Genomic DNA, 23,825 nt, shown 5'->3' with positions numbered 1-23,825 from the left:
ACTGTTATCATAACATTAAAAAGCGTTTGTCATGCTGAGGAACGAAGCATCTTCTTCACCATACATGGCGGCCCTGTATATTGAAGAAGATTCTTCGCTTTCGCTACCCATGGTATAATTAAAACCGGATGTTTTTCGCAGCAGATCAGCTTCGGGTGAAAACGGGCAGAACAATGCGGGGAATGCTGCGGCTGCAGGGGGCATAGCAAGTTTTTGCAGAAGCTGGGGATAGGGTGAATCGGGGCAAAATAATTGCAGCCCGTGGTTCTGTTCGTTTTGCAGGGCAAAGGCCGGGCGATGGACTTTGGGTAGGGTGTGCGCAAAGAAGCCTTTCTGCTGCAAGCCTTTTTGGGCACTTTTGTGGCTACAAAAGTACCTGGCCCTCGCGCGGCCAAGAGCGCGACGATGTAAGTTCGTTACAACAATAATCGTTACCTGCCTCTGTGCGATTGCTCCGTGCCTCGCAATGACGACCTTATATATCTACCCCTTAACATACACCGGCAACTCTTCAATAAACTGATAGGTGCAGTTTTCATGGTCGATGGTGCAGTAATAATGCTGCAAGCCATTGCTTACTGCAAGCAGGGATACCTTATGTACCATATTATACCGGGCTATCTGGTCGAAGGTTTTTTGATCGATAGTTACTGAAGGCGCTTTGCATTCCACCATTAAGATGCGTTGACCATCGGGATTGAATACTACAATATCGGTGCGCTTTTGCAGGGTATTAAGCTTAAGGCCGCCTTCCAGTTTGATGAGCGAGCGGGGGTATTTTTTTTGTTTAATGAGATATTGTACAAAATGCTGGCGTACCCATTCTTCGGGTGTAATGACGATGGTTTTCTTACGGATCTCGTCAAAAAGGGTTAATGTGCCGTTATCGTCGCTTATTTTGAAGGGGTGAGGGGGCAGATTAAGCGGTTGGAGCATTTTGAAAAGTCTGAAGTATTAAGTTATTAGTCTTAAGTCGGGGTTCAAAATTAACAAATATATCGTTGGGCATTCTTCTAAATAAAAATACATTCCACTTTTTGGCTCGGTACTTAGTACTTTTGAAGTTCAAAATATGACTGCTGCCGAGATATTAAAGGACCTTAAGAACCGTAAGTTTAAACCGCTGTACCTGCTGCATGGTGAGGAACCTTATTTTATCGATCTGGTTAGTAATTATGTTGAACATCATTTGCTTCCGGAGCACGAGCGCGGTTTTAATCAAACCGTGGTTTATGGCAAGGATACCGATATCATGACCGTGCTTAACGCGGCCAAGCGCTACCCTATGATGGCCGATTACCAGGTTGTACTGGTAAAGGAAGCCCAGGATATGAAATGGGGTAAGGAAGATGATAACAAAAAAAGTATCGACCCTGTATTAAGTTATCTCGAAAATCCGCTGCCCAGCACCATCCTTGTTTTCTGCTACAAATACGGCAAGTTTGACAAGCGTAAAAAAACCTACAAAGCCATCGAAAAAAAGGGGCTCATTTTTGAATCGGCAACTTTGTATGATAACAAAGTACCGGCTTGGGTTGAAGGTTATGTAAGCGAAAAAGGCTATAAAATGAACCAGCAGGGATCGGCCATGATTGCCGAGTACCTGGGTAACGACCTCGCCAAAATTGCCAATGAGCTTGAAAAGCTGATGCTGAACGTTAGCGCGGGGCAGGAAATCACGCTGAAACACATTCAGGATAACATTGGCATCAGCAAAGAGTATAATGTGTTTGAGCTGCAAACCGCGCTTACTAAAAAGGATGCCTACAAGGTAAACCAGATCATCAACTACTTTGAAGCCAATCCCAAATCAAACCCCATTGTGCTGGTATTAGGTAACCTGAACAACTTTTTCAGTAAAGTACTGGTTTATCATTATGTAAAAGATAAAACCCCGCAAAACCTGGCTAAAGAGATGGGGGTAAATCCGTATTTCATAAAAGATTATGAACAGGCTGCCCGCAACTATCCGCTTGGTAAAGTTTTCCAGGTGATCAGTTACCTGTGCGAATATGATCTGAAAAGCAAAGGTGTTGAATCAAACGCCCCGCATGGCGAGTTGATGAAGGAACTGATGTTTAAGATTTTGCATTAATACCTACTCAATTAACCGTTATGACCCTATCATCACTATCAAGAGCCAATACGGCATCCACACTTATTCGTATTTCAGCGGCTTTATATTTGGTTTATTACTATTTAAGCGGTAGCAGATCGGCTTCTTTTAATCTTGCCTTAGCTACCTGTATTGCACTGGGGATATTACTGCTGCTTGCGCTTTTTATCAGGCAGGGACACAAATGGGCTAAATGGGTATTACTGGGTTTATTGCTTTTAACCATAACGCCCGATGTTATCAATCTTCCCGCTACGTTCAAGACAAACATTATTGCGGGTTGCATAGCTATCATTATTGATGTGTTGCAAATAAGCGCGCTTGTTTTGCTTTTTAAAAAGGATAAAGAGGGGCCGGCGGCCGAAGATACCGGGGCGTTATAAAAAGTTCTCCAAAATCATTTCTAATTAATTAAATCCCGTAACATTTTTGTTAAGTGTAGCGCTACTTAGTGTTTGACCGTATACACGTATTTATTCATGAAAACTTCATTTTGGGCCGGTACACACCGTTTTTTCGCCTGACTTTCTATTATCCTGACTTTCATGTAATTGATTATTTACAATGTAACAAAAATATTCAGCCTATTAATCTCTAAGTTCACTTGTCCTAAGCGCTTTTTGGGGCTAATTAACAAGCTTAACTAACTTAGAAATTACGGTCATGATACTTTTATTTTGCGGATTATCGGGTGCGGGCAAAACAACTTTAGCAAAAAGTGTAGCCGCCGAATTAAAGAGTCTGAATATTAAAATTGAGATCATTGACGGTGATGAATACCGGGCGGCGCTTTGCCGCGATCTGGGCTTTAGTAAAGAGGACCGTAATGAAAACATTCGCCGCCTGGGCTTTGTAGCCAGTCGCTTTAGCGCGCAAGGCATAGTTACTATTGTTAGCGCCATAAACCCGTATGATGAGATCAGGCAGGAACTTGCCGAAAAATATGATCATGTAAACATTGTTCATGTAGACTGTCCGGTTAATAAACTTATAGACCGCGATACCAAAGGCTTGTATAAACGAGCACTGCTTCCCGACGGGCATCCCGATAAATTAAATAACCTGACAGGGATTAATGATACGTTTGAAATACCTGTTAACCCCGATCTGTATATTGATACCTGCAATTATACCATACAACAAAGTACCTCTTCACTGCTATATTATATTATAAACAATCTGCATCCTGTTAAAAAGCAGACACAAAAAATACCAAGCTATACCTCATAAAAAAGGACGCTTATAACTGATTTATGCAAAAAAGAGTACTGATCATTACCGGAATGCACCGTTCCGGCACCTCGCTTATTACCCAGTGGTTAAGTAAATGCGGCCTGCAAACCGGCGAAAAACTTGTACCCGGGAGTTACGGCAATGTAGAGGGGCATTTTGAAGATATCGAGTTTTTGAAAATGCACGAAGAGATTCTTGCCGATCATAACCTGCCATCATCGGGGCTTACGGTTGAGCACGTGGCCGAGTTTACCATTTACGAAAAGGAAAAGCTTAAAAGCATTATTAAGGTAAAACAGCAGCTGTACGATCAATGGGGATGGAAAGATCCGCGTACCTGCTTGTTTTTAGATGTATATAAAGAGTTATTACCTGATGCCTGTTACCTGGTTATCCTGCGCGATTATCAATCGGTAGTAAGTTCGCTTTTAAGACGCGAATTTAAATGGGTAGATAATAAATACATGGCCCGCAAATATTTTTCAAGATTGGTGTGGACGAAGTTCAGGCGGGCGCGTCGCATAGTACAGTTTTGTAATGATCATGCTACCGAATATCTAAAAGTCTGGATAGCCTATAACCAGGATATCCTGAAATGTATTGAAACTTTACCGCGCGATGCTTTTGTTGTGGTTAACTACTCCATGCTGAAAGATGAGGACGAGCAGGTTTTTGAGTACCTGAAAAACAAGTGGAACCTGGCTTTAAAATACTCCAGGTTCAGGGATATTTTTAAAGAAAACCTTATTGGGCCGGATATCGATTTAAATCAATTTATCACCGATAAAACCCTCGTATCCCAGGCCACTGCATTGCAGGATAAACTTAAAGGATATATGCTTGCTGATTGACAGGTAAAAATCCTTTGCATTTAATTATACACATTGGTGAAAAAATTGAACAGATACCTGTGTAATAAATTGTAAAGGCAATCCAATTTCTTGTACAATCGTTCTTATGATTTGATAATCAGCTGATTATTTCTTCAAATTCGTTTTACGCAACATTTTTAAGCGCTGGTTGCGGCGCTTAGTTTAACCAACGTAAAACTGGGAGGGGGATATGAAAGCTAAGTTTCTTTGCTACTTGCCCTACAGGGTAGTCACAGGGCTTTTGATCATCATGTGTTTACACTCGCCGGGCTTTTCTCAAGCCGGGAAGGTTGGGTCGTTGGCTTATTTGAAGGCCCGCAACGGTATTGGCGGATTTACTTTGGGCGGCGTATTAACCGGCGAGCAGGAGCAGAGCCTGGCCTATCTTGACGGTGAGGGCAGTAAACCGGATGCGGATAGCTGCATTACCTATGAGTATCATTCCGAAAAACCAATAGAGCTGGAAGGCGGCTTAACTGCAAGCCATATTTGCGTACGCACCTATGACCATAAGGTGGTGAATATTTACGTTTTTTTTAACCGCGACCAGGGATACAAAATGCTCAGCAAGTTTTTGCACTGGTATGGCACCTTCACGGCAAAGCCCAATGATTACCAGGACGTTTATATGTGGGAGTCGCGCACGGTAAAACTACTGCTAAGCTTTCATCCCGATGATGAACAGGGGATAGCGGTTTACACCTCGGTCCCGCTAACCAATACCTTAAATGCCAGGAATGCTAAAAGGTTATCGCAGTTGTTGACGAGTAATCAGTAAATTGGCCCTTTTAAATTAATATTCTTTTATTGCCTGGCATTTACTTCAGAAAAGCCCTTTCAATTATTATAGTTTGTGCCATGGTAAAGGTGTTAGACATTAAAGCCGATTGGTTGTTGGGCAAATAAAGAAAAGCTATCTAATTAACGGAGATAGATTGAAGTTTTGAGAATGGTTCAATTATATCGTCGGGCAGAAACCTGTAATGTAGCTTAATTACTTTATTTACTATCTCCTTTTTTAACTTATCAGGCTTTTGATTAAATCCATTTAGCTTCGGAAACGCTGCAATACAGCTTTCTTCAAGAGCGTGTCCGGGAGATATCAAATACCATTTAGGTAACATTATATAATAGCCATTTAATAGTGTAATCCTGGTAGGTGTATCATCTGGCGATATTTTTTTTACTCGATGTTCATAAACTCTATCTACTATTAGATTAACACAGTTCTGTAGCTTTTCTTGGCTAATGTTCGTGACTGTAATAATGTTATCAGTCAGATCGAAACCAATTTTACAAACATCCTCTGCTTGTTCAAGAAGTAAGAAAAATGCTAAGAAAGTAGGGTCAAAAACGTAATTTTCAACAGTATATCTTTTGTTTAGCCCGAATACGATAATTCTATCTGTTTCTCTATTTTTATTTAAATCCCAGTCTATTAAACCGCAGATTGTTTTATTGCCATTTGCTGAAATTAGGTTGGTATATTCTATTACTTTATCGCAACCCGCCTCGTTTTTCTTGCCAGATGCCATAAATGTCAAAACTTTATCCGGATTCAAATAATCATTCAAAATAAGATTATACAAAGTCTGATAAAAATATACATCAAACTCCGCTTCGACGAAGACTTGTTTAACATGTTCATATAAGATTGTTAAATTACTTAATCCTTCGGTTAAGGATATTATGGCATCGTCTTTGTTTACTAACTCTAAATTTCCATTTTTCATCAAAAAGATAGAGTCGATGGGGGATAGCGCTATTGTAGATGGTGAATGTGTTGTCATTATTACTTTAACCTTATTGTCTTTTATAAACACATCCTGTATAACTTGTAGAAAATTTTTGGTTAAAGAGGGGTGCAAACTGGCGTCAGGTTCATCAAATAAGATAACCTCGGGAAATTGACTCTCGTTGCTGTTCTTTTCCAATTCGGAGTTATATAACGCAAACACCAACGACATAATAGTTTTTTCCCCGGATGACAGTCCTTCAAATTTTAATTGTTGGCCAGTATCTTTATCTAATAAAAGAGCTTCCACATAACCGCTTTCATTGAGTTTGGGGTAAACAAGGTTAAAAGGTAGTTTTCCTCTTTCCAGTATTTTTTCGAAAGTAATCCATGGCGCTACTTCTTCATCAGCTTTATGTGGATAATACTTCTCTTTTTGCAAAAACTGCAAGAATAACGTTGTAAGGTTAGAAGAAAAAAGGCCAGATTTTGGAATAGGACTGTAAATTGTAAAATCGTGGAATTTTAAATCGCCAAGAGCTTTGCCACTTTTTTTTGCAACAATATCAATTACCTCTAACTCTACTCGTTGCAATTCTCGAAGAATGCTTGGGTTATAAGTAGCTTCAGGAGTGATGTATATACGTAGAAACTCAGTATTGAAGTTATTGGGATTTAAGACATCGACAGCCGGATTGAGCTCAATCTCACTTGCAATGATATTAGAAATTGAGAGAAGCCGCTGAAAGTTTGCCTTATCTTCTATAATACTTTTAGCATTACCGCTATGTGGTTGAAATTGATTTAGACCTATTAAACTTATTTTTTCCCTGTCATATGGCACTTCGTCTGCATTTTTTAATGTTGAACTCGGATAAAAAACTTTCTCCTGCATTGAGTCAATTTTGAAGTTAGTTTTTATAGATTCGAGTAGTTGAGATTTCCCTGACCCATTTGCCCCTGTAATCACGACGAAATCTGGAAGGTAAATATCTGTAGTAGTGTTTTTTAATCTTTTCTGATTTTCAACTATTTGCAAATACATCTTTAATAAGATTTAGATATCATAAAAATAGTAAAACAATATTATTGTATAAAGTATTTGATGATTACTATAATAAACAGTATCAATTATATACCTTTGTTGATTGCCAAGTTCAATTCTAAATTAAAGCGAAGAGCAATGCGATAATAGCCTATACTTGCCATATAATTGATAGTGCTTTCATTTTCTTTTCTTAAAAAGCTTTCCTGTCATACTATAGACTTAAAGCCTACCGCTCGATAAGGTTTGTGACATCACCTATTTTTACTTTTACCCATAACAAGCTCCCCCTACATCACCACTCCAACCCGTAATATAATTGTAACAATGCCCTGTATGGCTTGCCGGGCATTTTAGTTTCTGCTGCCTTTTTTACATTTTTACGTAACAATAAATTTATACCGTACAAATGCAACATTGGTTAGTTAAGAGTGAACCCTTTAAATACAGCTGGGAAAAATTTAATAAGGATGGTCGTACTTTTTGGGATGGTGTGCGCAATTACCAGGCACGCAACAATCTCAGGGAAATGAAAGAGGGCGACCTTGTTTTATTTTATCACAGTAACGAGGGAAAAGAGATTGTAGGCATAGCCAAAGTAGTAAAAGAAGCTTACCAGGACCCTACAACCGATGATACCAATTGGGTGGTGGTTGACCTGTCGCCGGTTGAGGCCCTCAAAACCCCGGTAACCCTTGAGCAGATCAAGGCCGATCCTCAATTGCAGGATATTGGTTTGGTAAGACAGGGACGCCTGTCGGTAATGGGCGTTAAGCGCGAAGAGTTTGATCATATCTTAGCGCTGGGCAGCAAATGAAATCACCAGGTAGTTGTCTTAATAGTTTTGCTAAATCAGGCCTAACAGCCGCATTATTGATATTACCCGGACTTGTAAGCGCACAGGAGGCTTTTAAGGAGTTTCCGGATTTATTTACTGTTCCGTACAGTTATGTTGCAAAGCATGTAAAACAGCCGCCGGTAATTGATGGCGATGTGGAAGATGCCGTATGGCAGCAAGCTCAATGGACGCAGGATTTCCAGGACATTGAAGGCAGGCTTAAACCGGCACCACCATTGCAAACCAATGTTAAAATGCTTTGGGATGATAATTACCTGTATGTTGCCGCCCGAATTAAAGATCCGCATGTATGGGCCACGCTTACCCATCATGATGATATTATTTACCTGGATAATGATTTTGAGCTGTTTATTGACCCCAATAACAGCACACACAAATACTTTGAAATTGAGGTAAATGCCCTCAATACCATATTCGATTTGTTTTTGACCAAACCTTACCGTAATGGTGGCGCTGCTGTAACCGGATGGGATACGCACGGCTTGCGTTCGGCGGTAAAAGTTCAGGGCACATTGAACAACCCTTCGGATACTGACAAGGGCTGGACAGTTGAAATGGCTATCCCTTTTAAGGCCATAGCCGGCGGGTTTAACAGGGCGAAAATAAAGGACGGCACCCTATGGCGGATCAATTTTTCGCGGGTGGAGTATGATACAAAAGTGCAGAACGGTAAATATGTAAAGCTGCAGGATAACAATGGCAAAGACTTACCCGAGCATAACTGGGTGTGGAGCAACCAGGGGCTGATTAACATGCATTACCCCGAGCGTTGGGGCTACCTGCTGTTTACCGAGCGTGATGATGCGAAGTTTGAGATGCCTTATAGTGAAGAGCAAAAGAAGCACCTCTGGTTGGTTTACTACAAACAGAAACAGTGGTTTAAAGATCATCACGAATACCTTTCTTCATTAAAAGATTTGGGTATCGAAAATAAAGTAACCGTAAGTGGCAATGCCAACGAGCTTAAACTGGAAGCTACCCCTCATCAGTTTATAGCTTATATTACCGATACTAAAACCAATGCTACCTATTCAATTGACCAGGATGGCCTGGTACAGCAGCTGATAAATCCCTAAACTCCATGAATAAGCGCGAATTTTTAAAAGCCGGTTTACTGGCGGGTGTGGCCGCCCAGTTACCTTTAGTAAGCAATGCCGCTGCCGAAGCCGCCAAAAGCAGCAAGAAAAAGGCTATGAAAAACTGGGTATGGATCAATCCTAACCCAAAAGATACCGATGATGAACTGGCTACCCGCTATGCATCATACAAGGCATCGGGTATAACGGGCATATTTTTTGAAAACGACAGCGAGCGTCATTTTCGCGCTGCCAAAGCTAAGGGATTAGAAGCCCACCGCTGGATGTGGACCTTTAACCGTGCCGAACTGGTAAACGAGAAACCCGAATGGTACAGTAAAAATCGTAAAGGTGAGTCATGTGCCGATCATCCGCCTTATGTACAGTATTATCGCTGGCTGTGCCCATCGCGCCCCGAAGTGCAGGAGTATTTAACCAAAACCGTTGATGATATTTTAGCTAAAGATTATATCGATGGTATCCACCTTGATTATGTGCGTTATTGCGATGTAATACTGCCGGTAAACCTTTGGGATCATTACAAAATTGACCAAACCAAAGAGCTGCCCGAATATGATTTTTGCTACTGCGATGTTTGCAAAGCCAAATTCAAAGAAGAGTATAATCAGGACCTTGATCAGATTCAATATCCAGAGGCCAGCCTTTCATGGCGTTTATTCAGGTATAACAATATTACCCGCGTAGTTAATGGTATTTCGACTGTCGCGCATCAGCATAAAAAACAAATAACCGCGGCTGTATTTCCTACACCTGAAGTGGCCCGCCGTAACGTAAGGCAGGATTGGACAAATTGGAACATGGATGGTATTTGCCCTATGATATATCATGGCTTTTACAAAGAAGGCGTTAGTTGGATAGGCAATGCCGTAGCAGAGGGTGTACATTTCCTGGCTGGCCGGTTCCCGCTATATGCAGGTTTATACTTATCCGATTTTAAGAGTGATGACGAGATCCGCACCGGTATCCAGGTGGCATTGAAGAATGGGGCTATGGGGGTGTCTTTCTTCGGTAATGTAAGGCCTGAGGTGCTGGCGATACTGAAGGATGAAGTGGCGGCGTTTAAGGCATCATAAAATCAACAGCAACAAAAAGATATGTCATTGCGAGCGAAGCGTGGCAATCGCACGTAAGCAGATCCGCTCTGTATAGCATGCGATTGCCACGCTTCGCTCGCAATGACATTTTTTATTCTTCTTGACTTCGGCAGTAAACCTTTCGCCCTTAACCTTTTCCCGTTCGCCTTAAAAGCTTATCCCCGCATTTTGTCCAATAGGTCACTTAACGTAGTCGCTTCGGCTTCGGTGAGATTATTACTCAGGATTTCTTTTGTTTTAAACTCAGCATCCATTTTTGAGAGCGTTGCGAGGCCTTCGTCGCTGATACGGATATCAACGGCGCGCCTGTCTTTATTGTTTGTGCAGCGCGAAACCAGGCCTTTTTGAACAAGGCGGTCAACAATGCGCGACGCGTCAGACATTTTATCAATCATCCGCTCCTTTAGCAAATTGATAGTAGCAGGCTTGGGGTATTGGCCGCGTAATATCCTTAGTATGTTGAACTGTTGTTGGGTAATATTATGTTTCTCAAAGTGACAACGGAAGTAGTTAGCCAACCAACCCTGCGTGTAAGCCACGTTAATGGCCACTTTATGATAGGCATCTTCAAAATTTGTACTTTGTATTTCGTCTTCTATCCGCATAGTAGTAGTAATGAATGGGATACAAATATGTTTAAATATTTTTAATTTAACATCGATTTATTTATCGTTGTCGCCTGATTCTGTGTCGTTTCCGGCTAATTTGACCTTGCCGTAACCCCAGGGACAATGCTTGCATTTGTTTTTACAACAGTAACCACGTTTTAAATGATAGGCTTCGGTAAAAACAAAATTGCCATCTTCATTAATATAATAATCAATGCCTTCCTGCAACATCAGTTCAGAATTTTTACAAAGATATCATCTTTAAAATAAGCTTTCAGATGATCGCCCTTACCGTGAAGTGTCCAAACCTGTTTAGGCCTGGTGTTGGCAATGGTTTGCAGAATATCGTTCCAATCCACGTGGTCGGAAATAAAGAGCGTATCCTGGTTGTTCACCTGTAGGTTTTTCCAGCCCGATGCAAAAAGTCGTTTAACACCTGTCGCACGGATATAACTATCAAAGGTAAAAGGAGGCACTATGTACACAAACTCGTCCTGTACCTTCATCAGTTTGCGCCCGTAGATCTGGTACTTACCGGGATGGAACCCCATTTTTTCATAAATGGCATTAATGGGCATTATTTTATGATGCACCAGGATCTTTTTTTGCGGTGCATGTTCGGTGATCAAATTGATAAGCCGCTGACTTTTGCCGAGCGCGTAAGCCCCAAGTAAGATATTGCTTTTGATATCATTGATCTTGCGGATCTCGGCAACAGGATCAGGGTGGATAATTTCCGGGTTAGCAAAGGTGCTTTCGGTGATCAGCACATCAGTTGTAACCCATTCAATAGGCTCACAGGTAGCGTCGGGCTGCAGTTTATAGTCGCCCGTGTATAAATACCTGGTACCCTCATATTCCATTAGTATCTGCGCCGAGCCAATCATGTGCCCGGCGGGGATCAGGGTTACCGTAACCTTGCCTATTTTAAATGGCTCATTAAAAGCCGCTATGTTAAAAACTTTGGCGGCTGTGCGGTCATACCTCAGCTGCATAATGCTTGCGGTGGCACGGGTGCAATAAACATTGTTATTGCCGCTTATGGCATGATCTGCATGGGCATGGGATATTACAGCCGTTGTTGCAGGCAACTGCGGGTCGATATAAAAGTCGCCGTATTTGCAGTACAGCCCTTTTTCGTCAAAAGAAACAAAATCGTCGAGTATCATTATTGGTGGGCGATCGATAAATACAGTTCATGCAGGGCTATTACCTGTGGTATAACCAGCTGTTTACCGTCGTTAATAATTATATCATTGGCCAGCTTAATTTTTTCATCCTGCGATAGCTGGCGGGCCTCCCGGCTTTCAACATCGGCACGACTGATGCCATCACGTTCTATAACACGGGCAATGCGCGTTTCAAGCGGCGCGGTGATCATGATGGCCCTGTCGCACATTTTATAGGAGCCGCTTTCAAATAGGATAGCCGCCTCGCGGATTACGTAAGGTGCATCTTTATGCTTATTATCAAAGCTGTCAAATGCCCTGAATACGGCAGGGTGTACCAGCGCGTTTAGTTTTTCCAGTTCGGCTTTATTATTAAAAACTATGGCAGATATGTACTTGCGGTTAAGGCTGCCATCTTCAAAATAGGCTTCGGCTCCAAAAGTTTGTTTGATGCCTTCAATCAGTACCTCGTCGGTAACCATTACTTTTTTTGCCTCGTCATCGGCATAAAAAACAGGGATGCCAAGTAATTCAAATACTTTGGCTACGGTTGTTTTACCGCTGCCTATGTTACCTGTTAAACCTATTTTGAGCATTATTTTTTTATAAAGAAATCAATGTTTGATGGGGCAATCTTCACCACCCGGCAAAACGGTGGCGTGTGAATGAGTTTTACCGGCAGGTTACTGTAGCCTTTATCGCGCCACAGGTCAAGATCGGCAACTGCCTCAAACAAGTCCTCATCCATATCGGCATAGCGGCTTAATGAGGTAGTAAAAGTCACCTTTATCTTTTGCGGAAATACCTTTACGTTATAATAGCTATTGTTATTGATGAGCTTTACCGGGATCTCAAGTGTTTTCTCGGTAAACTCGTCAACAGGGATAATAGCCTGTACCGACCGTGGATAAACATTGAGGTTGCCTTCGTTACTGGGTTTTAAATTAACCCTGGTATTGATGGTTTCGTTAACGTTATTGAATTTAAGCGAGTCGGTTTTCCATGAGGTTATGTCCTTTAAGCGTTCGATAGGGCCGCTTACAGTTACATAAGCAGGTCGTACGGTAATATTACCCGACACCGCGAATTGTTTTTGATAATTGATGCCCATGGTAAGCTGCACAGGCACCTTTTTTACGAGGCGGTTGCTGAAATCAAAGTAAAGGGTATCCGGATCAATGGATGAAACACGGTTGGCCGGGTCTTTTCCTTTGTTAATCTGCTTAAGCTGCATGCTGTCGATAACCACGTAATTACGGGTTTCGAGCGAGCGGAGATCGACAACTAATGGTTTATTATCGCTGTTGATTTTTGAAAACAGCATTTGCCATCCGTTACCTTGTATGGTAGCATCAACCGTATCAGGCTGCAGCGAGTGAAAGGCGCGTTTTTGTGGCGCGTTTTTAAAGGTTAAAACCTTTTTTACCTTATAGGGAAGAGGGTCGGATAGCGTAGTAAAAATCCAGGCAACAATAGCCAGCGACAAACAGGTAAAAAATACCGAGAGCCGTCTGCGTTCTGTTGCCGATAATTTTACTATTGCCATGTCTAAGGTTAAAGGCGAAAGGTTAAAGGTGAAAGGTCATGCACTTTCGTGTATTCCTTTACCTTTAACCTTTCATCCTGTTTATTTTATTTAAGTGAAGTTTTCTGGTGTCAGAACGAGCAGCTTCTACCTTTCGCCTTTAACCTTTTTCCTTTCACCTCAACTATGCTTTCTTTTCAACCACCGGTGTATTCAAAGCTTTTGAAGCTTCCAGTGATATAGCCGATTTGTCAAAACGGATTTTACCGTTTTCAACCTCAACTAAAAAAGTGGTATCGTTTAAGTCGACGATGCGGCCGTGGATACCGGCTGTGGTTATAACCCTGTCGCCTTTTTTCAGCTCTTCAACGTATTTCTTCTGATCTTTTTGCTTTTTAACCTGCGGGCGGATCATGAAAAAATAAAACACTACAATGATCAGTACCATTGGTACCAATTGCGTGTAGCTGCCCAAACCGCCTGAGGCTTGTAATAAAATAGTAGCTATCATTTGTTTAAATTAATTGTTATTTTTTTAAAACCTCGCCAATTAAATGTACCATAGTTTCGGCAGGCTGGGTGTTGGCTGTAATGGTTATTTGTTTATCCTGTAAGCCACTTTTACCGGCACTGTTAAAAGTAACCCCAATAATGGCGCTTTCGCCAGGTTTAACGGGGGCTTTTGGCCAGGTAGGAGTAGTGCAACCGCAAGTAGCACGGGCGTTGGTAATAATCAATGGCGATTTACCGGTGTTGGTAAACTTAAAATCATATGATACCTTATCGCCTTCTTTGATCTTGCCAAAATCATGGCTTTCTTTTTCAAATTTAGCTACGGGCGCGTTGGCTGCTGTTGCAGTGCTATCCGCATTAGTTGCCGACGCGTTATCAGCTGTGCTGCCATTGCTGCTGTTGCAGGCTGATAATAACATGCCTGCTGCTACTAAGCTTAAAAATAGTTTTTTCATTTTTTAATATTATTCTATTAAGCCGCGGCCTATCTTTTTGATCTTGTTTTCGGCTTTAAGCTCTATTAAAATCTTGTCCAAGATACCGTTTATAAATGAATTACTCTTAGGCGTACTAAACTCTTTTGATATTTCAAGATACTCGTTTATGGTAACCTTAACCGGGATCGAATTAAAGTTAATAAACTCGGTAATAGCCATTTTCATCAGCAAGGTATCCATCATTGCAATACGCTCCGGCTCCCAGTTTTGGGTTTTGGCGGCTATAAGCTCATGGTAAGCGGCATCGTACCTGATGCTCTGCTGAAACAGGTTTACAACAAACTCACGGTCTTCAACCCAGTTGCCGGTAATTTCGGCAAGCTGGTTAAGCTTGTAATCATCGTGCGAAAAGTTTTTGAACGTTTTGGCAATAAGCGCCTGAAGCACATCTTTATCAACAGGCCAAAAAATAAACCTGTCTTCAAAAACCTGCTCGGCCAGTGATGATTTAAGAATAACTTTTTTGAAAATGAATTTGATGATATCCTTGTCTGTTTGCAGGGTATCGCCTGTTTTGGCAAGATACTCGGCATACTCAGGCGAGTTTTTAAGGATAATAAAAAGTGATTTAGCAAGTTCCGGCTCAAAGGTCCAGTCAACTTTGTACTTTTTCCAGGCTGTAATGTATTCCTTATTATCATTCAGGCTCAGGATAAACCTGTTGGTGAGGATTTTAAGGTTTGCATTTAAGTCTTCGGCGGTTGGGAGGTGTTTGTTGGCGCGTTCCTCTGCGTCATTAGCGGCAAAACTTACCACTTCATTAATTAATGATAGCATCCAGATATACATTTCGTAAACCTGGTCTATGCTGCTCAGCATATTTTTTTCAAATAGCTTAACGTCTTTAGTATCCGACTGATGATACGCGTACAGTGCCTGTAATACCTTTACCCGGAGGTGCCTTCTGTTTAACATTTTTGTAAGAACGATTTGGTTTGCTTAGTGCAAACGGTTTATATAAAATTTAATTGTTTTAATAGGATGATTTTACTTTCCTGATATCCTCAATACGTTTTTCGGCTATTTTATTAGCCGCGTTAATGGTTGGAATATTTTCGGCCTTTGAAAGCTTTAGCACATTACGCGTGGCCTCGTAAATGTTTTCGGTAAGCTGTAATGTGCGCTTTTTATTAAAGTTCATCAGCTCCGAATAACCGGTGATGATACCACCCGCGTTGATCACATAATCAGGGGCAAAAAGTACACCTTTATCAAGCAGCATTTTACCGTGAACAGCTTCATCAAGTAACTGGTTATTTGCCGATCCTGCTATAATGCCACATTTTAGTTTAGCAATGGTTTGTGTATTTACGGTACCACCCATAGCACACGGAGCGTAAATATCGGCATCAATATCAAAAATGTTATTATTTGATACCGCCTGCGCGCCATATTTCTTCGAGATCTGGATCACCCGTTCCTCGTTAATATCGCTACAGTAAACCTTTACGTTTTCGTCCCTTAACAAGCGTACCAGGTTTTCGCCCACATGGCCAATACCCTGAACTATTACCGATTTTCCGGTTAAGCTATCGCTGCCATACATTTCACGCACACAAGCTTTAATCCCCATCAACACGCCCAAAGCAGTAATAGGAGATGGATCGCCACTGCCACCAATGTTTTCCGGCGCGCCGGTAACATGGCTGGTTTCCATTTTAATGTACTCCATGTCGCGCGGGTTGGTGCCCATATCTTCCGCAGCAATGAATTCGCCGTTAAGGTTTTTTATAAACCTGCCGAATTTGCGCAATAAAGCTTCGGTTTTATCCTGGCGGGAGTCGCCGATGATAACCGAATAGCCGCCGCCGAGGTTAAGACCCGCGATAGATGCTTTATAGGTCATGCTTTTGGCTAAACGCAATACATCATTAAGCGCATCGCCTTCGGTTTTGTAAGCCCACATGCGCACACCGCCAAAAGCCGGGCCCAACGTTGTGTTGTGGATAGCGATAATAGCTTTCAGATTGGTGTCAGGATCGGTACAAAAAACAACTTTTTTATGCCCAAAAGCGTCAAGCTGGCTAAATATGGATTCCGTTGGATGTTGTTCAGGCATTAGTACGCAAGTAAATGTCTATAAGCGCACAAAAGTAGAGGTTTTTTTTAATACTGACAAAGATATTAAGTTACGGTATGTATGAAAAAGCTATTAAATACAAAGTAAGGGCCTTTTATGGGATATTAAAATTTATGATTTCAAATGGGTTATAAAATAAATTTTGAAATTGGGACATTTGTCTGTATATTGGTGGTCATTATGGCAGAAGTAGCTAATCGTCCAAAAAAATTAAGTATAGCAGATCTTAAAATAGCATCGCCTGATGCAGGGTATGTTTTTTCTTTTCTTTTTCCTGAGGATTATGTTAAAAACAAGATAAATTGTGATAGGGATAGCAATATAATTGATTGTATCAGAGGCGGTATACCAAGACTGGCAGTTGATAATATTTTGGAAAAAACCAATGTTTCAAAAACTCAACTTTCTAACATACTCCATATTAGCGCCAGGCAGCTTAATCGTTATGGGAAAGATGATCTTTTATCGCCTGAACAATCAAATTTTCTGTATGAGTTTACGCGTATTTATGTTCGGGGGCTTGATATTTTAGGAGATACCGCAACTGTTGATAAATGGCTTGTGCGTCCAAATATGGCATTGGGAGATAAACAACCGTTAGAGTTGCTTGATACAAGTGAGGGTTTAAGGATGGTTAACGATGTGCTTTCGCAAATAGAATATGGTTTTTATTCATGATTCTTTACCGTATTACAAGAGAAAAGTATGCTCATGACCTTTCGGGCAGGGGAGGAGTATTATTTTCCGCTCGCTGGCACGACCATATCCCGGTTATATATTCGTCCGTTAATTCATCAACAGCTATACTCGAGGTATTGGTGCATTTGCAGCCTGAAGAAATTCACAATGATCTTGTGATCATGAGCATTTCTGTTCCGGATACAGTCAGTAGTGAAGAGTTAGATCCTGCCGAATTACCTCTTGGCTGGAACAGCTATCCGGCACCTGCAATCCTAAAAAGGATAGGTAATGCCTGGCTTACATCAAAAAGCGCGTTGTTGCTTTATATTCCGAGTGTGATAGACCCTTTGGCCAAAAACGTGCTGATAAACCCCATGCACCCCGACGCTTCTATGTTGAAAATTGAGGAAGTGCAGCCTTTTACCTTCGACAAGCGATTGATCAAAAAGGGATGATCGTACTGACAGTGTTATGTCAGTGTTCAACTTTGTGAAAACGGGTGTTCAACTTGTTGTTTTGTAATTTTATAACTGTCTGATTATTAGATCGTGTGTGTTTAATTAGGGTTTTAAGGCGCTTTGTTGTATTTGTAATTTGTTGATTATCAAAGGTGTCTGTTTTTGAAAAATCTGCAAGCGTTCATACTTTTAAAAATTGAACACTGACAAGATTGTAACAGATGCATCAATGTAACATTCTTACATCCTCCCGACTTTTCAATCCAAGCACTCTCCTCAAATTTTAATACTTTTGATTATTATGTCAGGGCTTTCCGACTTTCGGACTTGCCCGACTTCCGGACTATAATAAATGAAAGACCTCGCATACCTTAATAAATTCTTTTACAAATACCGCTGGCGGCTTATTCCCGGTGTGATGTTTGTGATTATATCTAATATTTTTGGTGTATTGCCTGCGCAGGTTGTTCGCGTGGCCTTTGATCTGGTTACTGAAAATATCGGTGCTTATCAGCTTTTTTCAGGTTTCGACAGGCAAAGTTTTATCTATGATATTTTTGGTACCAGCCTGTTTTTGTTTGGTACGCTGGTATTGGTGCTGGCATTGTTACGGGGCTTGTTTCTGTTTTTTATGCGGCAAACCATTATCCTGATGTCGCGACATATCGAATATGATCTAAAGAACGAAATCTACAACCACTACCAGGAATTATCACTTGCCTTTTACCGCCGCCATAACACCGGCGACCTTATGAACCGTGTAACCGAGGATGTGAGTCGGGTACGCATGTATCTTGGGCCGGGTATCATGTACACCATTAATACGGTGGTATTATTTGTTATGGTAATATATGCCATGCTTACGGTTAATGTACAACTGGCTATTTTTTCGGTATTGCCGCTTCCCATTTTGGCTGGAGTAATATATTACGTAAACAACGTGATCAACCATCGCAGCGAGATGATCCAGGAACGCCTGTCGGCTTTGTCCAGTTTTGTACAGGAAAACTTTTCAGGCATCAGGGTGATCAAATCATATGTGCGTGAAAGTTTTGTGCGCGAAAGTTTTGCCAAAGAGAGCGAAGACTATAAAGTGCATTCCATGGAGTTGGCTAAGGTACAGGCCCTGTTTTTCCCGATCATGTTATTATTGGTAGGCCTGGCCAACGTGATAACCATGTACGTTGGCGGTGTTGAAGTAATAAAAGGCAATATCACCTCGGGCAATATTGCCGAGTTTATCGTGTACCTCAACATGCTTTCGTTCCCGGTTATTTCATTGGGTTGGGTAACTTCATTGGTACAGCGCGCGGCGGCGTCACAAAAACGGATCAATGAGTTTTTGCATGAAAAACCGGAGATTATTTCGCCGGTTGCAGATAATCATCATGTAGAGGGATTGATTAAGTTTGATGACGTATCGTTTGTTTATCCTGATACCGGTATTCAGGCCTTAAAAAATGTTTCTTTTACGGTAGAGCCAGGTCATATGCTGGCTATTATAGGTCGCACGGGTTCGGGCAAATCAACTATTGCCAATTTGGTAATGCGTATGTATGATACTACTGGTGGAGAGATCACAGTTGATACTAAGTCGATAAAATCACTTAGTCTCGAAAATTACCGCTCGCAGATTGGCTTTGTACCGCAGGAGGTTTTCCTGTTTTCGGATACCATAGCCAACAATATAGCCTTTAGTGCCGATGTGCTGGATATGCCGGTTGTTGAACAAGCTGCCAAAGATGCTGCAGTGTACAATAACATTATTGAACTGGAAGAAGGTTTCACAACCTTGATTGGAGAGCGTGGCGTTACCTTATCAGGTGGACAAAAGCAGCGTGTATCTATTGCCCGGGCCATATTTAAACATCCACAGATTTTGATTTTTGATGATTGCCTTTCGGCAGTTGATACCCGTACGGAGGAAGAGATCCTGAATAATCTTGGCAGGGTAATGCAGGGTAAAACCAGTATTATTATAGCCCACCGCATTTCAACCATAAAAAATGCCGATAAGATTCTGGTGATGGATAACGGCGAAATAGTTGAACAAGGTAACCACGAATACCTGATGCAGCTTAAAGGTACCTACTTTGAGCTTTACGAAAAGCAACTGCTGGAAGAAGAACAGGATGCTTAATGGCTTATAGAAATCGGATTGCATACTAAACAAAACGCGATGTCATTTCTACGAATTGCATGGGGATGTGGAAAAGGAGTGAGGAGAAATCTTTTACATCATGCATGTCGGTTGGTATAGCGTATAAGATTTCTCTTTCGCTCCAACACACGTTCCTCCCCATGCTATATCGAAATGACATGATTTTTTAAAAGGTGTTCTGCGAAATGCTCTTCCATAACCATTCTCTTTTCACAACACTGCCTCGAAAGACCACCCACACAAAAAAATGACACTTTTGTTTCAAAAAATTCAATAATAACGAATAAAATACTTGCACTTTGAAATTTTATTTATATTTATGCCAACCAAAACTAATTACAGGTAAATATATATGGGAGATTTTGACAATAGAGAGCGTGAAGAGGTTTATTCAAAGAAGGTGAGAGCTGGGAAGCGGACCTATTTTTTTGATGTAAAAGCAACCCGTTCAAACGATTATTATGTTACTATTACTGAAAGCAAAAAGCGTTTGGAAGATGGGGTGTTTGTGAAACACAAGATCTTTTTATATAAAGAAGACTTCGAAAAGTTTGCTGAAGGTTTGAAAGATACCATCGACTACATTAAATCAAACCAGGAAGTAGTTGAAAAACGCTATGAGTACAGCGAAAATCCTGAAATTGCCAGAGCTTCTGCTGATGAGGATTTTTCTTTCGAGATCTAATACAGAACAATACTAAACTAAAATAAAATTAAAGCCCTGCTCCTTATTAGGAAGCAGGGCTTTTTTATAAGCTCAATATTTAGAAAATGTTATTGGTGCATAGCTGCTCCCATGCTGGCCGCAAAAGCAATAACACATATAATACCCAGTACATACAGCGCTATAATAACTATGGTTACAATACCCCAAAGTTTAAAAAACGACTTCAGTTTTTTCAAACCAGCTGTAAGCTGAATGGAATCGCTGAAGTTGATGGCCGCTTTTATCTTAGTTGCAAACTGATAAAGGTATAATGCAAAGAAAAAGTAAAGCAGATCCAGCAAAACATAAACTGCTGTTAAGCCTCCACCCATGCCTGCCATCATTGCTGTGGCGGGGTTATATGGCTGCATTGAGGCAACTTTGCTCATAATTGTACCCATTGAAAGGGCAAGTAGCAAAAATAAGCCACAAAATATAAAGCCAAGGATTCCCAGGAAGGTAGCCCATTTGCCTGCTGTTAGTAAGTAACTTTGCGCCTCTGGCGTTAAAATAAGCTCGTTTTTTGGTGTAAGTGGGGCTTCGTAGGTTTCTACCGGAGTTTCCATTTTTAGTGTTAAGGTTTTAATTATTTTAACACTAAGATAAATATTATAACCAAATACTCAAATCTGCTGTTATTTAATTCTAAAACCCTGTTTTATAAAAGAATGCCCCGCATAAATAATACCGCAATGGTAAAGTAAATGATCAAACCGGTAACATCTACCAGCGTAGCTACAAACGGAGCTGATGATGTGGCCGGGTCGGCGCCGAGTTTTTTAAGTAATAGCGGCAACATCGATCCGGATAATGATCCCCATAAAACAATACCAATAAGCGATGCTCCAACTGTAAAACCTACCAGCATCCAGTGCGGGCCGTAAATGTTACTGAACATGCTCCATGCGGCTATGCGTAAAAAGCCTATTAAACCCAGGCAAACACCCAGCATCAGGCCTGATAAGATTTCCCGGCGCATAACCCGCCACCAATCGGCAACGGTTACTTCGCCAAGGGCCATGGCTTGTATAATTAATGTTGAGGCCTGCGAACCGCTGTTGCCTCCGCTCGAAATAATGAGTGGGATAAAATAGGCCAATACTACAACTTTAGATATCTCATCGCCAAAATAACCCATAGCGGTTGCGGTAAGCATTTCGCCTAAAAACAAAATGATAAGCCAGCCAACACGTTTTTTTACGAGTTTAAATAAGTTGATATCAAGATAGGGCTCATCCAGGGCTTCGGTACCACCTATTTTCTGGATGTCTTCTGTATATTCTTCGTTGGCTATCCAGAGGATATCATCAACAGTCACGATGCCAAGCAGTACATCATTGTTATCAACAACGGGTAGAGCTGTGCGGTTATTCATCCTGAAAACGTTGATGGCTTCTTCCTGCGGGTCGCTGGCGCTAAGAGAAATCAGACGACCGTCCATCAGTTCGCTTACCTTGGTTTCGGGTTTTACCAATAATATCTCACGGATCCGGATATCATCAAGTAATACACCGTGCTCATCAATTACATAAATAACATCAATGGTTTCGGAGTTTTTACCGTAACGGCGGATGTGCGAAAGTACGCGGCTTACATCCCAGGTACGTTTTACGGCAATATAATCGGGCGTCATCAGGCGGCCAACACTTTCTTCTTCGTAACCCAAAAGGATTAGCGCTTCTTTCCTGTTTTCGGGCGAAAGTTTCTGGATGAGTTTTTGAACAGCGTCGCCGTGCAGCTCGCTGAAAAGTGCGGTACGGTCATCCGGTGGAAGCTCGTTGATCAGATCTTCAACCTTTTGGCCCGAAAGTTTTTTGATGATACGTTCCTGTACCGGGAACTCGAGGATGCGGAACACATTGATCGCCCGGTTAAGCGACAGGATTTCGATGAATTTGGGGCCATGTTCAGGAAGTTCGCCAATCAGTTCTTCAACATCCGATATGTTGAGGTTGTTCAAATATTCCTGTAATTGGGTGTCGTCTTGTTTTTCCAGTAAAAATTCTACTTGCTCAACCATTTCTTCCATATATAGGCCCTCCTTTTTTACATCGGTTATAAAATATTTTATCCTGTTTTTTCCGAGCGCAAAAGTCGTTTATTTTTTCAAATTATAAGGCAAAATTTTCTGTTATCTTTGCGCTTTTTAGTCCATGGCCTATTGTTCATGGTTCATAGCCTTTTAGGTATAATTTAGGAGGGTTTTAAACTATGATCTATGAACTATTAACCATGAACTACAATATAATTTAGATAAAAACACAAAAATGGGTTTACAATGTGGTATAGTAGGTTTGCCGAATGTGGGTAAATCGACACTTTTTAATTGCTTATCAAATGCTAAGGCGCAGGCGGCTAACTTTCCGTTTTGTACCATTGAGCCAAATGTGGGTGTAATTACAGTGCCGGATGAGCGCTTAACCAAGCTTACCGAAATAGTTAACCCGAAAAGTATAGTGCCAAACACTATCGAGATAGTTGATATTGCCGGTTTGGTTAAAGGTGCCAGTAAAGGCGAAGGTTTGGGTAACCAGTTTTTAGCCAACATCCGCGCTACCAATGCTATTATCCACGTGTTACGCTGCTTTGATAATGACAACGTGATCCACGTTGATGGTTCTGTCGACCCGATTCGCGATAAAGAGATCATTGATACCGAATTGCAACTGAAAGATCTTGAATCGATAGAGAAAAAGATCCAGAAGGTTGAAAAGATGGCTAAAACCGGTGGCGACAAAGAAGCTAAGAAAACCTTTGATGTTTTAACGATTTATAAAAATCACCTGCTTGAAGGTAAATCGGCCCGTACCGCTGCCGTTGAGGAAGAGGATAAAGAATATGTAGCTGATTTGTGGTTGCTTACCGCTAAACCTGTGTTATATGTTTGTAATGTTGACGAAGGTTCGGTAAGCACAGGCAACGCTTATGTTGAGAAAGTAAAAGCTGCCGTTAAGGATGAAAATGCTGAAGTGCTGATCATCTCTGCTCAGATAGAATCTGAAATTTCGCAACTGGAAACTTACGAAGAGCGCCAGATGTTTTTAGATGATCTTGGCTTAACAGAATCTGGTGTGAATAAACTGATTAAAGCGGCTTACAGGTTATTAAACCTGGCTACTTACTTTACCGCAGGTGTGCAGGAAGTGCGTGCATGGACAATCACTCAGGGCTTTACCGCGCCACAGGCAGCAGGTGTTATCCATACCGATTTTGAAAAAGGCTTTATCCGCGCAGAGGTTATTAAATACGATGATTTCGTGAAATTTAATGGCGTTGAGGCTACCATAAAGGAAAACGGTAAACTTGGTGTTGAAGGTAAAACTTACATTGTGCAGGATGGCGACATTATGCACTTCAGATTTAATGTATAGGGAAC

Annotated in this window: 27 protein-coding genes; 13 read left to right on the top strand and 14 right to left on the bottom strand. The window is 41.3% G+C overall.

What is annotated here, in order from left to right:
* Window positions 1–15 precede the first annotated feature (15 nt).
* Together DEO27_RS18080 and DEO27_RS18075 are read right to left on the bottom strand one after the other, a co-directional pair.
* Window positions 16–342, bottom strand: coding sequence for a hypothetical protein (locus DEO27_RS18080; protein WP_149301878.1), 327 nt, complete (start codon window positions 340–342; stop codon window positions 16–18).
* Window positions 343–483: 141 nt separating this feature from the next.
* Window positions 484–936, bottom strand: a complete 453-nt coding sequence (locus DEO27_RS18075) for a type I restriction enzyme HsdR N-terminal domain-containing protein (protein WP_112567303.1) — start codon at window positions 934–936, stop codon at window positions 484–486.
* Between the two features lie 136 nt (window positions 937–1,072).
* On the opposite strand from DEO27_RS18075, the gene holA reads away from it, so the two are divergent.
* The 5 genes from holA to DEO27_RS18050 all read left to right on the top strand — a co-directional run bounded on the left by holA (window position 1,073) and on the right by DEO27_RS18050 (window position 4,999).
* Entirely contained in the window at window positions 1,073–2,095 is a 1,023-nt protein-coding gene (gene holA / locus DEO27_RS18070; protein ID WP_112567306.1) for a DNA polymerase III subunit delta, read from the top strand.
* Between the two features lie 20 nt (window positions 2,096–2,115).
* On the top strand, window positions 2,116–2,499 hold the full coding sequence (locus DEO27_RS18065) for a hypothetical protein (protein WP_112567310.1): 384 nt from the start codon (window positions 2,116–2,118) through the stop codon (window positions 2,497–2,499).
* Window positions 2,500–2,779: 280 nt separating this feature from the next.
* Entirely contained in the window at window positions 2,780–3,346 is a 567-nt protein-coding gene (gene cysC / locus DEO27_RS18060; RefSeq protein WP_112567313.1) for an adenylyl-sulfate kinase, read from the top strand.
* A gap of 23 nt (window positions 3,347–3,369) precedes the next feature.
* A complete protein-coding gene (locus DEO27_RS18055) occupies window positions 3,370–4,200 on the top strand; it encodes a sulfotransferase (RefSeq protein WP_112567316.1) in 831 nt (276 codons plus the stop codon).
* 211 nt (window positions 4,201–4,411) lie between these two features.
* A complete protein-coding gene (locus DEO27_RS18050; RefSeq protein ID WP_146749959.1) occupies window positions 4,412–4,999 on the top strand; it encodes a hypothetical protein in 588 nt (195 codons plus the stop codon).
* Between the two features lie 139 nt (window positions 5,000–5,138).
* Here DEO27_RS18050 and DEO27_RS18045 read toward each other — a convergent pair whose 3' ends face one another.
* Window positions 5,139–7,001: an ATP-binding protein gene (locus DEO27_RS18045; protein WP_112567322.1), complete on the bottom strand. Its 1,863-nt coding sequence runs from the start codon at window positions 6,999–7,001 to the stop codon at window positions 5,139–5,141.
* A gap of 409 nt (window positions 7,002–7,410) precedes the next feature.
* On the opposite strand from DEO27_RS18045, the gene DEO27_RS18040 reads away from it, so the two are divergent.
* From DEO27_RS18040 to DEO27_RS18030, 3 genes are read left to right on the top strand one after another with little or no spacing between them, the layout of a single operon-like run.
* Window positions 7,411–7,818: an EVE domain-containing protein gene (locus tag DEO27_RS18040; RefSeq protein WP_112567325.1), complete on the top strand. Its 408-nt coding sequence runs from the start codon at window positions 7,411–7,413 to the stop codon at window positions 7,816–7,818.
* The gene (locus DEO27_RS18035; protein ID WP_112567328.1) at window positions 7,815–8,936 is read left to right on the top strand and encodes a carbohydrate-binding family 9-like protein; all 1,122 of its coding nucleotides are present in this window, start codon (window positions 7,815–7,817) and stop codon (window positions 8,934–8,936) included. Before DEO27_RS18040 ends, DEO27_RS18035 begins: the two co-directional genes overlap by 4 nt.
* 5 nt (window positions 8,937–8,941) lie before the next feature.
* Window positions 8,942–10,030, top strand: a complete 1,089-nt coding sequence (locus tag DEO27_RS18030) for a family 10 glycosylhydrolase (RefSeq protein ID WP_112567331.1) — start codon at window positions 8,942–8,944, stop codon at window positions 10,028–10,030.
* Between the two features lie 176 nt (window positions 10,031–10,206).
* Here DEO27_RS18030 and DEO27_RS18025 read toward each other — a convergent pair whose 3' ends face one another.
* From DEO27_RS18025 to DEO27_RS17990, 9 genes are all read right to left on the bottom strand, one after another.
* Entirely contained in the window at window positions 10,207–10,656 is a 450-nt protein-coding gene (locus DEO27_RS18025) for a MarR family winged helix-turn-helix transcriptional regulator (RefSeq protein ID WP_112567334.1), read from the bottom strand.
* 57 nt (window positions 10,657–10,713) lie between these two features.
* Window positions 10,714–10,890, bottom strand: coding sequence for a DUF5522 domain-containing protein (locus DEO27_RS31500; RefSeq protein WP_190295122.1), 177 nt, complete (start codon window positions 10,888–10,890; stop codon window positions 10,714–10,716).
* Window positions 10,890–11,828, bottom strand: a complete 939-nt coding sequence (locus tag DEO27_RS18020) for an MBL fold metallo-hydrolase (RefSeq protein WP_112567337.1) — start codon at window positions 11,826–11,828, stop codon at window positions 10,890–10,892. Before DEO27_RS18020 ends, DEO27_RS31500 begins: the two co-directional genes overlap by 1 nt.
* On the bottom strand, window positions 11,828–12,424 hold the full coding sequence (coaE, locus tag DEO27_RS18015; protein ID WP_112567340.1) for a dephospho-CoA kinase: 597 nt from the start codon (window positions 12,422–12,424) through the stop codon (window positions 11,828–11,830). Before coaE ends, DEO27_RS18020 begins: the two co-directional genes overlap by 1 nt.
* Entirely contained in the window at window positions 12,424–13,374 is a 951-nt protein-coding gene (locus DEO27_RS18010) for a YbbR-like domain-containing protein (RefSeq protein ID WP_112567343.1), read from the bottom strand. Before DEO27_RS18010 ends, coaE begins: the two co-directional genes overlap by 1 nt.
* 163 nt (window positions 13,375–13,537) lie before the next feature.
* A complete protein-coding gene (gene yajC / locus DEO27_RS18005; RefSeq protein WP_112567346.1) occupies window positions 13,538–13,864 on the bottom strand; it encodes a preprotein translocase subunit YajC in 327 nt (108 codons plus the stop codon).
* Window positions 13,865–13,880: 16 nt separating this feature from the next.
* Complete coding sequence (locus DEO27_RS18000) at window positions 13,881–14,321, bottom strand: DUF1573 domain-containing protein (RefSeq protein WP_112567349.1); 441 nt, start codon at window positions 14,319–14,321, stop codon at window positions 13,881–13,883.
* A 9-nt stretch (window positions 14,322–14,330) separates the two neighbouring features.
* Window positions 14,331–15,278 (bottom strand): transcription antitermination factor NusB, encoded by a 948-nt coding sequence (nusB, locus tag DEO27_RS17995; RefSeq protein ID WP_112567352.1) that lies wholly within the window; start codon window positions 15,276–15,278, stop codon window positions 14,331–14,333.
* Between the two features lie 58 nt (window positions 15,279–15,336).
* Window positions 15,337–16,422: a Glu/Leu/Phe/Val family dehydrogenase gene (locus DEO27_RS17990; protein WP_112567355.1), complete on the bottom strand. Its 1,086-nt coding sequence runs from the start codon at window positions 16,420–16,422 to the stop codon at window positions 15,337–15,339.
* A 144-nt stretch (window positions 16,423–16,566) separates the two neighbouring features.
* On the opposite strand from DEO27_RS17990, the gene DEO27_RS17985 reads away from it, so the two are divergent.
* From DEO27_RS17985 to DEO27_RS17970, 4 genes are all read left to right on the top strand, one after another.
* Complete coding sequence (locus tag DEO27_RS17985) at window positions 16,567–17,121, top strand: antitoxin Xre/MbcA/ParS toxin-binding domain-containing protein (protein WP_112567358.1); 555 nt, start codon at window positions 16,567–16,569, stop codon at window positions 17,119–17,121.
* Window positions 17,118–17,579 (top strand): RES family NAD+ phosphorylase, encoded by a 462-nt coding sequence (locus DEO27_RS17980; protein WP_112567361.1) that lies wholly within the window; start codon window positions 17,118–17,120, stop codon window positions 17,577–17,579. The genes DEO27_RS17985 and DEO27_RS17980 overlap by 4 nt, the downstream gene beginning before the upstream one ends.
* A gap of 355 nt (window positions 17,580–17,934) precedes the next feature.
* A complete protein-coding gene (locus tag DEO27_RS17975; protein WP_112567364.1) occupies window positions 17,935–19,722 on the top strand; it encodes an ABC transporter ATP-binding protein in 1,788 nt (595 codons plus the stop codon).
* A gap of 373 nt (window positions 19,723–20,095) precedes the next feature.
* Window positions 20,096–20,428, top strand: a complete 333-nt coding sequence (locus DEO27_RS17970; RefSeq protein WP_090528014.1) for a DUF3276 family protein — start codon at window positions 20,096–20,098, stop codon at window positions 20,426–20,428.
* 89 nt (window positions 20,429–20,517) lie between these two features.
* Here the strand turns inward: DEO27_RS17970 and DEO27_RS17965 are convergent, their stop codons facing one another.
* Window positions 20,518–21,015: a DUF5362 family protein gene (locus tag DEO27_RS17965; RefSeq protein WP_112567367.1), complete on the bottom strand. Its 498-nt coding sequence runs from the start codon at window positions 21,013–21,015 to the stop codon at window positions 20,518–20,520.
* Between the two features lie 92 nt (window positions 21,016–21,107).
* Window positions 21,108–22,478, bottom strand: a complete 1,371-nt coding sequence (mgtE, locus tag DEO27_RS17960; RefSeq protein ID WP_112567369.1) for a magnesium transporter — start codon at window positions 22,476–22,478, stop codon at window positions 21,108–21,110.
* A 238-nt stretch (window positions 22,479–22,716) separates the two neighbouring features.
* Here mgtE and ychF point away from each other — a divergent pair, with 238 nt between their 5' ends.
* The gene (gene ychF / locus DEO27_RS17955; protein ID WP_112567372.1) at window positions 22,717–23,820 is read left to right on the top strand and encodes a redox-regulated ATPase YchF; all 1,104 of its coding nucleotides are present in this window, start codon (window positions 22,717–22,719) and stop codon (window positions 23,818–23,820) included.
* The last annotated feature ends 5 nt before the right edge of the window (window positions 23,821–23,825 follow it).

The organism is Mucilaginibacter rubeus (genome assembly GCF_003286415.2).
Taxonomy (GTDB): domain Bacteria; phylum Bacteroidota; class Bacteroidia; order Sphingobacteriales; family Sphingobacteriaceae; genus Mucilaginibacter; species Mucilaginibacter rubeus_A.
Note: the sequence above shows the minus strand (reverse complement) of the source record. Positions and strands in the feature narration are given on the sequence as shown.